This window comes from Hoyosella altamirensis, from assembly GCF_014191505.1.
Lineage (GTDB): Bacteria > Actinomycetota > Actinomycetes > Mycobacteriales > Mycobacteriaceae > Hoyosella > Hoyosella altamirensis.
Map to the genome: position 1 here is coordinate 82,997 of NZ_JACHWS010000001.1, position 13,349 is coordinate 96,345.

The window sequence follows — 13,349 nt, forward strand, 5'->3', positions numbered from 1 at the left end:
GGTGGCTATGAAGTTCAAGGATCTCGCGCGATGGCTTGAGGAGCCGATCGAGGGGGTTCCCGCTCTCGAAAACCGCAGGCTGAACGCGGTGCGGGGCTTCTTTGCGCGCCTTACGACACCACTGATCCCGGATGACTATCTGCACCTTGTGAACCCACTTTGGTCGGCGAGGGAACTGCGCGGCCGAGTTGTCGAGGTACGGCCGGAGACCGCTGATTCGGCAACGCTTGTCATCAAACCTGGCTGGGGCTTCCAGTTCGACTATCAGCCTGGTCAGTTTGTCGGAATCGGCCTGCATATCAACGGGCGGTGGCACTGGCGCTCGTACTCGCTCGTTTCGCCGCCAGCACGTGATGAGGGCGTGATTTCGATCGCGGTGAAAGCGATGCCGGAAGGCTTTCTGTCTACGCACTTGGTTGGCGGAGTGAAGCCGGGGACGATCGTCCGGCTTGCTGCTCCGCAGGGTGACTTCACGCTGCCCGAGCCGCCGCCGGAGAAGATTCTCTTCGTCACCGCAGGCAGTGGCATCACCCCTGTAGTGGGGATGCTGCGGACACTGGCGAGACGCGATGAGATTGCGGACATTGCGCATATTCACTCAGCTCGCAAGTCGGATGACATCATGTTCCGAGCCGAGTTGAGCGAGTATGAGGAACGCGCGGGTTATCAGCTTCACCTTCAGCTCACGACCGAGGATGGCAAGTTCATGCCGGAAATGCTGGACGAGCATTTCCCCGACTGGCGCGAGCGTGAGGTGTGGGCGTGCGGGCCTGAAGCGCTGCTCGACAATCTCGAGGTTTATATGGAGGAGCAGGGACGGGCGGGCCACCTTCATGTCGAGCGCTTTACCATCGACCGCACCGCGAACGCGGGTGAAGGCGGAACAGTGAAGTTCCGGCGTTCCGGCAAAGCTGTCGAGGTCGACGGCGCCACAACCGTCCTTGAAGCTGGCGAGAAGGTCGGCGTGCGAATGCCGTTCGGTTGCCGAATGGGCATCTGCCATACCTGTGTTGCGGAACTGAGCGAAGGATTTGTTCGGGATCTGCGCAGCGGCAGGGAATCGAACCCGGGGGAGCGCGTCAAGACGTGTGTGAATACGCCGGCCGGCAACTGTACCTTCGAGCTATGAACTGCGCCACACATACGATACCGTAACTTACGGTTTGGTAACCTACGTACGCGTAGGTAAGATTACTGCCTCCGATTACGTTAGGACGGACTCAGATGGCGATCACCGACATCAAAGAATACGCGCATCTCACTACAGAAGACGTCGAGGCGCTGGGGCGCGAGCTCGACCAGATTCGCGCGGAATTCGAGGAGTCGCTCGGTGAGGGTGATGCCCGATACATTCGCAACACCATTCGTTTTCAGCGTTCGCTGGAGTTCGGCAGCCGCGCGGTTCTTTTCGCCAGCTGGTTCCCTCCAGCCTGGGTCCTCGGGACCGTGGGACTTGGGGTTGCCAAGATTATCGAGAATATGGAAATCGGGCACAATGTCATCCACGGCCAGTGGGACTGGATGAATGACCCTGAAATTCACAGCTCCACCTGGGAGTGGGACATCAGCGACCCTGCGGCCCACTGGAAGCAGACCCACAACCACATGCACCACAAGTACACGAACGTGGTGGGTCTCGATCCTGATGTGGGGTACGGTCTGCTGCGCGTTACGCGTGATAACAGGTGGACGCCGTTCAACCTCGGCAACCCGATCTACAACTTCATCCTCGCGGCGCTCTTTGAGTACGGGGTTGCGATTCAGCACCTCGAATTGGGCAAGGTAGCAGCTGGAAAGAAGGATCGCGAGGAGTTCGAAGAGCTTCGCGCAGAGGTTCTCAAGAAGATCGCCAAGCAGATCGGCAAGGACTACCTGCTGTTTCCGGCGCTCACCGGCCCCGCGTTTCTGACGACACTGGCAGCGAATTTCACTGCGAATGTTATAAGAAACTTCTGGTCGAACGCGATCATCTTCTGCGGGCACTTCCCAGACGGTGCTGAGAAGTTCACGAAAGAGCAGTACCGCAACGAAACTCCAGCCGAATGGTACTTGCGGCAGATGCTCGGTTCGGCGAACTTCAAGGCGGGCCCGATCATGCGTTTCATGAGTGGCAACCTCTGCTACCAAATCGAGCACCACCTCTTCCCTGATATGCCTAGTAACCGGCTCAAGGACATAGCTGTACGGGTGGAGGCCCTGGCCGATAAGTACGACCTGCCCTACACCACGGGCTCATTCCCGAAGATGTACCTGCAGACGTGGCGGACCATCGCGAAGCTTGCGCTTCCAGATCGCTACCTGACAGCCACGCGAGACGACGCGCCGGAAACCAACTCGGAGCTGAAGTTCCGTATTCGCGGCGGGCTCAAAGACACATTCGCAGGTATAGACCCGGTGACAGGAGCGCGCCGCGGTCTCCGCTCCGCGATGAATGCCACAAAGAAGCAGCGCGGGGTTGTTCCCGCGATCCGCAAGCTGATCGGCCGTCCCGCCACACCGGCGGAGTCCGCTCGCGCATTGCAGGCGGCCTGACAGTCACCACATATCGTTCGAACGGAGCGCCTCAAGCATCCGCCGAACGGCCATAGCTCGCGCATGGGATGCGCCTTCGAGAGAATCGAGGGCGCATTCTGGATCTTCAGGCGGCCCGAGGTGGTTGCAGCCGCGTGAGCAGTCCTCCGCTGCCTCGGCCAAATCAGCGAAAGCGCCAAGAACATCGTTCACGTCGATGTGTGCGAGGCCGAACGAGCGGACACCCGGGGTATCTACCACCCAGCTAGGCCCAGGCAACTGGTCCAGTCTCAGGGCGACCGATTGCGACGATGTGTGTCGGCCTTTGCCGACACCGGTGACTTCACCAGTTGCGCGGTAAGCCCCCGGGACCAGCCTGTTCACCAGCGTCGACTTCCCGACACCAGAATGCCCCAGCAGTGCGGTGACCGAGCCTGCAAGAAGAGTGGTCAAGGGTTCGAGCCCGTCATCGATACCGCAGCGCACAATCGGCAAGTCGAGCTTTTCGAAATGCACAGTGAACTCTGCAGGATCAGAGAGATCACCTTTCGTGATGCCCAGAATCGGTGCGATGCCGCCCGCGTATGCCGCGATGAGCGCCCGTTCCACGAAACCAGTTCGTGGTGGGGGATCAGCGGCCGCGACGACGATGAGGAGCTGCTCGGCGTTAGCGACGACGATCCGTTCGAACGGGTCCGTATCATCCGCAGTGCGCCGTAATACGCTGGTTCGTGCTTCGAGCCGGACTATCCGCGCGAGCGAGCCAGGCTTCCCTGAAAGGTCTCCGACCAGCGAGACGCGGTCGCCTACAACAATCGGGGTCCGGCCCAGTTCGCGGGCACGCATCGCGGTGACGGTGCTGCTGTGGTCTCGTTCCAGTACGCAGCCCCAGCGGCCACGATCGACCGATATCACCATCGCCATCTCGGCGTCTAGGTGCTCAGGCCGAGTCTTGGTGCGCGGACGAGTCCGTTTCCCCGGTCTGATGCGGACATCAGACTCATCAAATTCACGTTGTCTCAGAGCGAATCCCTTCGTCGAGACCCTGATCAAGCATCGCTCCCCAAAGTTGGGCAAACCCGGGAAGTGTCTTAGCGGTCGTGTCGATGTCGTCGACCCTGACCCCCTCGACACGCAGCCCAATGATCGCGCCAGCAGTTGCCATCCTGTGGTCGGCGTAGGCGCGCCAGTCGCCGCCGTGAAGCGGCGCAGGTACGATCCGCAGTCCGTCTGCGGTTTCCTCGCACTTCCCGCCAATCCCGTTGATTTCGTGGCTCAGCGCGGCCAGCCTGTCAGTTTCGTGGCCGCGCAGGTGCGCGACTCCCCGTATCTGTGTTGGCGTATCAGCGAAGACAGCGAGCGCAGCGACAGTCGGCGTGAGTTCACCGACGTCCCCAAGGTCAACGTCGATCCCGGTGAGGTTGCCAGAACCCGTGACGGTCAGTGCGCCGCCGTCATGAGTGACCCGCGCACCCATTTCCGTGAGGATGCCACGAATGTGGTCGCCAGCCTGCGCGGTGCGGCCCGGCCACCGCGGCACCGTCACTGAACCACCAGTCACGGCAGCGGCGGCTAGGAACGGGGTCGCGTTCGACAGGTCCGGCTCCACATTCCAGTCGGTTGCGCGGATTGGCCCAGGTTCGACCTTCCACTGTGACGCTGTCGGTCGCGTGGCCGGAACTCCTGCTGCTGCGAGCATTTCCACCGTCATATCGATGTGGGGGGTTGACGGCACGCGAGCGCCGGTGTGCCGGATCTCGACCCCACGCTCGAATCGCGCGCCCGAAAGGAGGAGACCCGAAACAAATTGGGATGAGCCGGACGCATCGATGTCCACAGTGCCCCCGCGCAGAGCGCCCGTCCCGTGCACAGTGAAGGGCAGTCCATCGCCGGTGACCGAGGCGCCGAGCGCGCGCAGAGCATCGAGGGTGACACGCTGCGGGCGCTTGCGGGCCTGCGGGTCACCGTCGAAGTGAACGTCTCCGGCTGCGAGCGCTGCGGCAGGCGGGAGGAACCGCATTACCGTTCCCGCGAGACCGCAATCGATCGCCGTGCCGTGCATCGAAGCTGGGGAGACGTGAAGCGTCGTCTCATCCCGAGGGTCCTCGGTGATGCTGATTCCCAGCATTCGCAGCCCATCGATCATCAGGTTCGTGTCGCGACTGCGGAGTGCACCGCGAATGACTGAGGAGCCGTCCGCGAGAGCAGCCAGAATGAGGGCACGGTTGGTAACCGACTTCGAACCTGGGATTTCCACCTTCGCGTGGATGGGCGACGGGTGGGTAGGTGCGGTCCACATGCTCATGTTCCTATCTTCGCGCATAGCGGCGACACCGGGGCAGTTGGCCCGTCCCCTTTTTGCGGTTCGTGCTTAGCATGGAACTTATGTGTGGCAGATACGCAACCACCGCCGATCCCGCAACGCTAGCGGCGGAACTCGATGCTCTCGACGAGACGCCCAAAGCTGAGGGCGGCGGCTCACCGCGGGTGGGTTACAACATCGCGCCCACGACGACCGTCGCTGCCGTGGTCGACCGTCGTGACGACTCTAATGATGCGGACTCCCCGCTGCGCCGGCGAATCCGGGCGATGCGCTGGGGACTCGTCCCGCACTGGTCGAAGGAAATCAAGAAGGGGCCTCCGCTGTTCAACGCGCGGGCCGAATCGGCGGCCGACAAACCCGCGTTCAGAACGTCGATGAAGAGTAAGCGCTGCCTCATCCCGATGGATGGCTGGTTCGAGTGGGTACAGGCCGATGATCCCGCCACTGGAAAGCTCGTGAAGGTGCCGTACTTCATGACCCCGCACGATGGATCTCGGCTCTACGTCGCTGGTGTGTGGTCCGCATGGCGGGACCCTTCCGCGCACGATGCGCCCCCGCTTCTCAGCTGTGCAGTTCTCACGACCGACGCGGTGGGGAGCCTGACCGAGATTCACGACCGCATGCCGCTCGTAGTGAGCCCTGACTGTTGGCAAGCGTGGCTCGCGCCAGATCGTCCAGCGGCTGAGGACCTACTGCACCCGCCCGCTGATTTCGACAGCACAATCGAGATCCGCCGCGTGAGTACCAAGGTCAACCAAGTGCGCAACGAAGGATCTGACCTCATCGTGCCGGTAGGTGATGCCGATGAGCGCGAGCCGCAACTGTTCTGAGAACGTGCAGAGCGACACAGTTAGCGGGGAACAACTGCGCCTTTTCAGCTGTTGAATCGATGCGTACGGAATGTCCGTGTGCCAAACTCGATGAGGAGCGTGTACGTAACGATGGCGGTGCTGTGCCTAGACGATCCTCCTACTTCGCAGACGCAATATTTCCGGCGGGCACGCAGGTATCAGGACTTACCTTCCCGGGCGGTAGGCTTGGAACCTGCTATCAGCGAAGGGAAGCCTGTGCCGGAAAGTAATCAATCGGATGCACCGCGTGGCGAACCATCGCAGGGTGAAACGCCCGAGCAGATGATTGCGCGGTTCGAGCGTGACGCGATGCCGCTCATCGACCAGCTCTACGGCGCTGCGCTGCGGATGACGCGCAACCCTGCCGATGCGGAGGATCTCGTCCAGGAGACCTATTTGAAGGCGTACTCCGCTTTCAATTCCTTCAAGGAAGGGACGAACCTGAAGGCGTGGCTGTACCGCATTCTCACGAACACCTACATCAACGGGTACCGCAAGCGGCAGCGGCAGCCAGCCCAGTATCCGACGGAGGAGATCACCGACTGGCAGATCGCGGCCGCGGCGGAGCACAGCTCCACCGGCTTGCGCTCAGCTGAGGTGGAGGCGCTCGAAGCACTCCCCGACGACGACATCAAAAACGCACTCCAGTCGCTGCCTGACGAATTCCGCATGGCGGTCTATTACGCGGATGTCGAAGGGTTTCCGTACAAAGACATCGCGGAGATCATGGGAACGCCCATTGGCACTGTGATGTCACGCTTGCACCGCGGACGTAAGCAATTGCGCGGCATGCTTGCCGACGTCGCCCGGGATCGTGGATTTAACCGTTCGAACAGCGAGGCTTCCGCTGAAACTCAGGAGAGGGCGCAATGATGACCCCACCGGACAATTACGGCGAGGAGGGGTTCCTCGAAGCGGATAGCCATGTCGACTGCGCCGCGGTCATGGCTGACGTGTATTTATTGCTCGATCATGAGTGTGACGAGATCATCCGTGAGCGACTGCAGGCCCACCTCGACGAATGTGGGCCCTGTCTCGAGGCATATGGCGTGGAGGAGAAGATCAAACGACTGCTGTCGCGAAAGTGCGGCGGTGAGCGGGCGCCCGAGTACCTCCGTGAGCGGCTGACCATCGAAATCCGCAGGCAAGTCACGATTCACCGGATCGTCACCGATGAGTGAGGCCGCCTAAAACGACGAAAGTCCGGGTTTAACCCGGACTTTCGCGGTATCAGGCGTTTGGACGCTTTCCGTGATTCGCCTTGTTCTTACGGCGGGCGCTACGCTTGCGGCCACGCTTGCTCATGGTCACTCCTTATGCGGACGGGCAACCCCGGCCTTCTGCTCTCTTTATTGCCGGTCCAGTGTACGCGCCCCGCGGAGCATGTCTGTGCACACATGGTGGGCGAATCGCGGTAGCCGCCCTGATGTCGCTGCACGTATTCGCGCTCGATTAGCCTAGAGGAGCTAGCGAAACAGCGGAGGTCCCCATGGCGGAAGATGTGCGCGCGGAAATGGTCGCGCAGGTACTCGATGTTGTCGTCAACGTCGGTGATGCGGTCCGTGAAGGTGACACACTTGTGCTGCTCGAATCGATGAAGATGGAAATCCCTGTCCTCGCGGAACTCGACGGCACCGTCAGCGCCGTCAACGTCACCAAAGGTGATGTGATCCAGCAGGGCGACCTCATCGCTGTGATTTCATGAGGGTGCTCGCGTATGTCAACTCTTAGTGCCCTCCTCGCGGAGCACACTGACCTCCCAGGCGATGCCGTCAACCATTTGCAGCGGCTTGTGGGGGAGTGGCAGTTAGTCGCGGACCTCTCGTTCTCTGACGTCCTCATGTGGGTGGCTACTGGCGATCTGGACGAAGCAGAGGGGCAAGATGACCTGGCTGGCGCGAAAGCGGTCTGTGTGGCCCAATGCCGCCCCACTACCTCTCCGACGGTGTACTCCCACGACCGGGTAGGAAGCTCCGTCGATTGGGCGGATCACCCCGAGCTTGTCGCAGCGATGCTGCGGGGCGAGATTCTGCGCGAAGACACACCTCGCTGGTATGAAGGCACGCCCCTTGCGCGCGAGGCAATACCTGTCCGCAGCGGCGGGCAGATCATCGCGGTTCTCACCCGCGATACGTCGCTTGCCCAGCTTCGAGTTCCGAGTGCGCTCGAGATGGCCTACATCGCGTGTTCGGCTGACTTGTGTCAGATGATCTGCGACGGGAGTTTTCCTTTGCGGGAGGATCTCGTTGGCATCCAGTCGAGCCCGAGAGCCGGTGACGGGCTGATCCGGATCGACGTCGAGGGCACCGTCGCGTACGCGAGCCCGAATGCGCTGTCGGCATTCCACCGGATGGGACTCAGCACCGAGATCGCGGGCCAGAACCTCTCAGCGGTGACACGGCCGCTGATTTCCGACCCGTTCGACGCGCAGGAGTTTGGTGTCCGCCTGCAAGCCGTCACAGCCCGTGAATCGAGTATGCGAATGGAGATCGACGCCCGGGGTGCGACTGTGCTCTTCCGGGCTCTGCCGCTGTATCCGCAGTCGGAACCCGCAGGGGCGCTCGTGCTCGTGCGGGACATCACGGAAGTGAAGCGCCGCGACCGGGCACTGCTCTCCAAGGACGCGACGATTCGCGAAATCCACCACCGCGTGAAGAACAACTTGCAAACCGTGGCCGCACTGCTGCGCCTACAGGTGCGACGGACAACGAACGAAGAAGCACGCCAGGCTCTCGCGGAATCGGTGCGCCGGGTCAGTTCAATCGCCCTTGTGCACGACACCCTGTCGATGTCCGTCGACGAGCAGGTCAACCTTGATGACGTGATTGATCGTCTGGTGCCGATGATGGTCGACGTCGCCACTGTGGGCATGCCGATCGCTGTCCGTCGAGAGGGCAGCCTCGGTGTTATGCCCGCGGACAAGGCGACGCCTCTTGTCATGGTGCTGACTGAACTTGTCCAGAATGCGATCGAGCACGCGTTCAACCTTGGAGTTCCAGAGGACCTCGAGTCGGCTGAGTCGAGTGATCGGGAGGTGCCTGGAGAGATAGTCCTCAGGGCCGAACGTTCGGCGCGATGGCTCGATGTCGTCATCCACGACAATGGCAATGGCCTGCCCGAAGGGTTCAGCCTGGAACGTTCCGACCGTTTGGGTCTGCAGATCGTCCGCACACTCGTCGCCGCGGAACTGGGAGGCTCGCTCGGGCTGCACGAGAGCGAAGCGGGCGGCACGGACGCCGTTCTGCGGGTGCCGCTCGGTCGCCGAAGGGCGTGAATTCAACACATTAATTGTGTGCTGTCGGAAAAGACAGAAAAATGGCCTGGATCCCGAAGAATCCAAGCCAATTACTGTTTGCGAATAACTAACGTCAGACAGTGCTGCGCGCGCGCGTCCGTGCTTTCCGTCGCTTCAGTGCACGACGTTCATCTTCACTCATGCCACCCCACACGCCGGCGTCCTGGCCGGATTCGAGTGCCCACGTTAGGCATTCGGGGGTGACGGGGCATCTGCTGCAGACAAGTTTTGCCTGCGCGATCTGCGCAAGCGCCGGGCCACTGTTTCCAACGGGGAAGAACAGTTCCGGATCCTCATCGCGACAGACCGCCCTGTGGCGCCAGTCCATGATCGGTACTCCTCACTGGGTGTGCTGCGCACGAGGAACCGAAGTGCGTCACACCATTGTTGTCAACAATTAATTCACGCGTAGCCGTTGTGTTTCCACGCCGTTAACTAGAAATGCTGTCACGAACTCACTGGAAGCTCAATACTCCCGAGTAGGTCGTAACGAACATCACTAAGCCGCCGTCCGCTGCGGTCCGCACCAGACGTAGGGGTCTAGATCAGGTGTGTGGATACCCATCTATTTGTACGCTCGGATGTTCCAGTCTGTGTCAAATCGGGCAGAATCTCTAGATGAAATTTGACATTGACGCGTAGATGTGCCTGAACTCACATGGTTTGCGGGCCGTTTTAGGCGGGATTCTTTGGTGCAACAACGTCGAGCATGTTAGGCGTTGCGCGGAACGTGACGTTCTCACGTAACCCGACAAAATCTCCGTCGAGCTGCAGTCCGATAGGCCGACTGCTGGTGATCCGGATTTCTTTCACGTCATCGATACGCAGTAGATCTCGATGCCGGGGCCCGCCGCGCCGCGGAAACACCAGCTGCCTCGCTATGCGCAGTGTGGACATCCAGCGAGCAGTTTTCAGGGCGAACACACCAAGACCGGAGTCGTAATCGGCACCAGGGTTCGTATAGACAGGGCGGTCATCGAGGTATGTCCACGGACTCGCGTTCGACACGAATGCGTAGTACACGCCCTCTTCTTTCGCTCCATCTGGAGTCTCGACGGTCAGTGCGGGGGTGAGTTTGCGTTCGCGGATGAACGTGCGAACTGTCGCGCGTACATATCGCCCCGAGGTTGCGGTCTTGCCGCCTGCGCGGCTCGCTTCAACGGACTCGACGACGTGCGCATCAAGTCCCATTCCTGCGTTGAACAAGAACCAGCGCCCATCGCAGTGTCCAAGGCCAATCCGGCGATGGTGGCGCAACTGAACGAGGCTGATGAGCTGATTTGCGGCGTCGAGAGGGTCATTCTTGATGCCAAGCGACCGTGCGAAGACATTCGCCGACCCGCCGGGCACTACCGCAATCGTCGGTAGCGCGGTCGCGGCGATCGAGGCCATCGAGCCCCCCTCGCCCCCGAGAACCTCACCCCCGAGCACCCCATTGACGACTTCGTTGACGGTGCCATCGCCGCCATGGACGATGATCAGCGGGTAGCCATCAGACGCGGCCTCCGCAGCGAGTTCCGCAGCATGGCCGCGATACGCGGTGTGGGCCACCCGGAGCTTGAGAGCGCTCGATAGCGCGAGCGCGATCAGGTCGCGACCCGCTGGTGTAGTCGAGGTCGCGTGAGGATTCACGATCAGCAGCGCACGCACGATGAGTGAGCCTAGCGTGTTGATGCGTTGCGACCGGGACCGGCGCCGTGGAATACCCTATCGGGGTGGCCACCCACTCATCGTTTCCGGAAGACTCGCGCAAGCCCGTAGAACCGCCGGTGCCTCCTGGTATCAGGGCGGCGGGCGTGATCGTCTCGCTGCAGGGTCTCGTCTTGCTCGGACTTGGGGCCTGGCTGCTCGTGCGCGCGGTCACCGGCACCGGGGGTACCGAAGTCAGCGGTTACGCGACAGCTGGGTGGTTCGTATTCCTGGGTGCGCCGGTGCTCGGCGGAGGCATCGCCCTCGCGCTGGGGAAACGCTGGGGACGGGCTATAGCAGTGGTAATCCAGTTGCTGCTGCTTCCTGTGGTGTTTTCGCTCATTTCAGGGTCGCAGCAGTACCTCTGGGGATTCATCCTCGGCGGGGTGGTTGTTCTGACACTTGTGCTCCTGATGAGCGGGCGCTCGAGCGAATGGATGTCCGCTGACTGACGACCGCCTATTTGTCAAATCCACAGCCAAAACACCCGGCAAAACGCCGCGCATGTCCTCGCATCTGCAGAAATAATCGGGGAGTATGGCGGTGTGACCAGAGTTCTCGCAATAGCGAACCAGAAAGGCGGGGTCGCCAAGACCACGACGGTGGCGTCGCTCGGTGCCGCACTGTCGGCGCTTAGCCAACGAGTGCTCGTGGTTGACCTCGATCCACAAGCGTGCCTTACATTCTCGCTCGGGCATGACCCGGACAAACTTGAAATGTCGGTGCATGACGTTCTGATCGGCGAGCAGAAGATCGGCAATGTTCTTCTCGATACAGCTGATGGGGTGACGCTGCTCCCAGCGAACATCGACCTCGCTGGGGCGGAGGCGCTCCTGCTGATGCGACCCGGTCGCGAGTTCACCTTGCGCCGCGCGCTCGACCCGGCATCGTCTGATTTCGATGTCATTCTCATCGATTGCCCACCGTCGCTCGGCGTCCTAACACTCAACGGCCTGACGGCAGCGGACTCGGTGATCGTGCCGCTCCAATGCGAGACACTCGCCCATCGAGGTGTTGGTCAGCTGCTGCGCACGGTGACCGAAGTGCAACAGATCACGAACCCAGATCTGGCGCTGCTCGGGGCATTGCCGACGCTTTACGATGCGAGAACCACCCATAGCCGGGATGTGCTCGCAGATGTGTCCGACCGCTACGGGCTGCCCGTGCTGGCGCCACCAATTCCGCGGACGGTGCGTTTCGCGGAGGCATCCGCATCAGGTGCGTCGATTTTGGCAGGACGGAAGAACAAGGGCGCCGTCGCTTATCGAGAGCTCGCTGCGAACCTGCTGAAGACCTGGACAGAGGGCGGCGAGCTCAACACTTTCGCGTCCTACGAGTAGGGCGCGGGACCTGTTAGCTGGTGCCCCTCGGCCGTGCCGAAGTGCGTTGGCCCAGAACGACGACAGTCCCCGCGTCACCGTTGCGTTGTTCGAGAATGAAATCTCCAAGGACTGCAAGGCCAGTCACGTTGTCGCCGTTCCGATCGAGGGCGATGGTGCGCTCCAAAGCCCCGGTGCGCGCGTTGTGGACGCTGATTCCGGCAGGGGTGGGAATAAGCAACTGCCCAGCCATTGTCGCCGGGAGACCCGAGGCGGGAACTCGCCATAGCGGCCGGAAGTCCCGTCCCGACAGGCTGACCACATCGGTGCCAGTGAACCAGTACGCCATATCCATGGGAGCACTGACGGTCCCGGTGGACATTCGCTCCGGACTGAACCCGATTGGGGCGTCATCGGAGATGCCAGGAGCGGTGGGCACATCCGTGAGCGCCCACCGATGGATCGCTGTGCCTTCCTGCCCGTATACGGCGATCTCGTCTGCATCTCCCGGGACGAAGATCGCAGTTAACTGGGCAGATACCGCGGCAAGGGACGTGCCGTGAGCTCCCGGAATTTCACCCAGGGCGGAATCTTGAGTCGTGAGGAGCGTGCTTCCGTGCTCTTCGGGCTCGTTGTTCCGCTCGGGTGTGCTGTCGAGCAGGACGAGCCGTTCACCCGATTCGTCCGGGCACTGCAGAATCGCCGCTACACGGGACCGGGTGAGGTGTGCGTCGAGAATGTCGCAGCCAGCGCGCTGCTGGCGGTCCGGATTCACTGGCGCGGCAACCCTGCCGAATTCGAGCGTCCGAACCAAGTCGGAGCGCCATACCTCGAGCCGCTGCGGCCCCTGCGACATGACGTGGGGTCCGTCGGAGGACAGCATCACCGAGGCATCCGCGTCGCTCGTTCGCTGCTCCCCGCGCACACCGGTAGCGCTCTCAAGGGCGGTCACCTGCGTGCAGCCGCGCGGAGTCCGGTACACCGCGACCACCTGGTGTTCTTGTCCTGTCACCGCGCACAGTTCGCGCTGGCGTTCATAACGCCAGCGCGGGTCGCCGGTGGCTACGTCATGACCAGTAACCTCGCCCGCGTGTGTGCTCACGACGGTGCCGCCGGACGTTATGGGAACGGTCGACGCTTCATTTGGTGCGCGCCACAACTCGCGCACGGATGTGGGTGTTGCTAGAGCCCCGGCGACTGCTTCGATCGGACGCTCGGCGGGGGAGGATTGTGCTTGTCGGTAGTCGCTGCGCCACCAGATCGCAAATGTCGCAACGATGACAAGCACAGTGATTGCAACGGCGGCGACCACATCTGCCCGGGTACGGCGCTCAGGTGCGATCACGACCGCTCCCCGCACC

At 61.7% G+C, this 13,349-nt stretch carries 15 protein-coding genes; 9 read left to right on the top strand and 6 right to left on the bottom strand.

What is annotated here, in order from left to right:
• Nucleotides 1–7 precede the first annotated feature (7 nt).
• Together FHU29_RS00410 and FHU29_RS00415 are read left to right on the top strand one after the other, a co-directional pair.
• The gene (locus FHU29_RS00410) at nt 8–1,129 is read left to right on the top strand and encodes a ferredoxin reductase (protein ID WP_064440667.1); all 1,122 of its coding nucleotides are present in this window, start codon (nt 8–10) and stop codon (nt 1,127–1,129) included.
• Nucleotides 1,130–1,224: 95 nt separating this feature from the next.
• Nucleotides 1,225–2,532, top strand: coding sequence for a fatty acid desaturase family protein (locus FHU29_RS00415; RefSeq protein ID WP_064440668.1), 1,308 nt, complete (start codon nt 1,225–1,227; stop codon nt 2,530–2,532).
• A gap of 3 nt (nt 2,533–2,535) precedes the next feature.
• Here the strand turns inward: FHU29_RS00415 and rsgA are convergent, their stop codons facing one another.
• Both rsgA and aroA read right to left on the bottom strand, forming a co-directional pair.
• The gene (rsgA, locus tag FHU29_RS00420; RefSeq protein WP_157095172.1) at nt 2,536–3,534 is read right to left on the bottom strand and encodes a ribosome small subunit-dependent GTPase A; all 999 of its coding nucleotides are present in this window, start codon (nt 3,532–3,534) and stop codon (nt 2,536–2,538) included.
• A complete protein-coding gene (gene aroA, locus FHU29_RS00425; protein WP_064440669.1) occupies nt 3,521–4,816 on the bottom strand; it encodes a 3-phosphoshikimate 1-carboxyvinyltransferase in 1,296 nt (431 codons plus the stop codon). Before aroA ends, rsgA begins: the two co-directional genes overlap by 14 nt.
• Before the next feature lie 80 nt (nt 4,817–4,896).
• Between aroA and FHU29_RS00430 the strand changes: the two genes are divergently transcribed.
• The 3 genes from FHU29_RS00430 to rsrA all read left to right on the top strand — a co-directional run bounded on the left by FHU29_RS00430 (nt 4,897) and on the right by rsrA (nt 6,866).
• Entirely contained in the window at nt 4,897–5,664 is a 768-nt protein-coding gene (locus tag FHU29_RS00430) for an SOS response-associated peptidase (RefSeq protein WP_064440670.1), read from the top strand.
• A 237-nt stretch (nt 5,665–5,901) separates the two neighbouring features.
• Entirely contained in the window at nt 5,902–6,558 is a 657-nt protein-coding gene (locus FHU29_RS00435) for a sigma-70 family RNA polymerase sigma factor (protein ID WP_064440671.1), read from the top strand.
• Nucleotides 6,555–6,866: a mycothiol system anti-sigma-R factor gene (gene rsrA, locus FHU29_RS00440; RefSeq protein WP_064440672.1), complete on the top strand. Its 312-nt coding sequence runs from the start codon at nt 6,555–6,557 to the stop codon at nt 6,864–6,866. The genes FHU29_RS00435 and rsrA overlap by 4 nt, the downstream gene beginning before the upstream one ends.
• A 49-nt stretch (nt 6,867–6,915) precedes the next feature.
• Here the strand turns inward: rsrA and FHU29_RS23795 are convergent, their stop codons facing one another.
• Entirely contained in the window at nt 6,916–6,990 is a 75-nt protein-coding gene (locus FHU29_RS23795; protein ID WP_407636578.1) for a 50S ribosomal protein bL37, read from the bottom strand.
• Nucleotides 6,991–7,174: 184 nt separating this feature from the next.
• On the opposite strand from FHU29_RS23795, the gene FHU29_RS00445 reads away from it, so the two are divergent.
• Both FHU29_RS00445 and FHU29_RS00450 read left to right on the top strand, forming a co-directional pair.
• The gene (locus FHU29_RS00445; protein ID WP_013808562.1) at nt 7,175–7,390 is read left to right on the top strand and encodes a biotin/lipoyl-binding carrier protein; all 216 of its coding nucleotides are present in this window, start codon (nt 7,175–7,177) and stop codon (nt 7,388–7,390) included.
• Between the two features lie 12 nt (nt 7,391–7,402).
• A complete protein-coding gene (locus FHU29_RS00450) occupies nt 7,403–8,959 on the top strand; it encodes a sensor histidine kinase (protein WP_064440673.1) in 1,557 nt (518 codons plus the stop codon).
• A 94-nt stretch (nt 8,960–9,053) separates the two neighbouring features.
• On the opposite strand, the gene FHU29_RS00455 is transcribed toward FHU29_RS00450, so the two are convergent.
• Both FHU29_RS00455 and FHU29_RS00460 read right to left on the bottom strand, forming a co-directional pair.
• Nucleotides 9,054–9,308 (bottom strand): WhiB family transcriptional regulator, encoded by a 255-nt coding sequence (locus tag FHU29_RS00455; RefSeq protein ID WP_013808560.1) that lies wholly within the window; start codon nt 9,306–9,308, stop codon nt 9,054–9,056.
• 347 nt (nt 9,309–9,655) lie between these two features.
• On the bottom strand, nt 9,656–10,630 hold the full coding sequence (locus tag FHU29_RS00460) for a diacylglycerol/lipid kinase family protein (RefSeq protein WP_064440674.1): 975 nt from the start codon (nt 10,628–10,630) through the stop codon (nt 9,656–9,658).
• 65 nt (nt 10,631–10,695) lie between these two features.
• Here FHU29_RS00460 and FHU29_RS00465 point away from each other — a divergent pair, with 65 nt between their 5' ends.
• Together FHU29_RS00465 and FHU29_RS00470 are read left to right on the top strand one after the other, a co-directional pair.
• The gene (locus FHU29_RS00465) at nt 10,696–11,121 is read left to right on the top strand and encodes a hypothetical protein (RefSeq protein WP_083962351.1); all 426 of its coding nucleotides are present in this window, start codon (nt 10,696–10,698) and stop codon (nt 11,119–11,121) included.
• A gap of 93 nt (nt 11,122–11,214) precedes the next feature.
• Nucleotides 11,215–12,009: a ParA family protein gene (locus FHU29_RS00470; protein ID WP_013808557.1), complete on the top strand. Its 795-nt coding sequence runs from the start codon at nt 11,215–11,217 to the stop codon at nt 12,007–12,009.
• A 13-nt stretch (nt 12,010–12,022) separates the two neighbouring features.
• Here FHU29_RS00470 and FHU29_RS00475 read toward each other — a convergent pair whose 3' ends face one another.
• Nucleotides 12,023–13,333: an Rv3212 family protein gene (locus FHU29_RS00475; RefSeq protein ID WP_064440675.1), complete on the bottom strand. Its 1,311-nt coding sequence runs from the start codon at nt 13,331–13,333 to the stop codon at nt 12,023–12,025.
• Nucleotides 13,334–13,349: the final 16 nt, after the last annotated feature.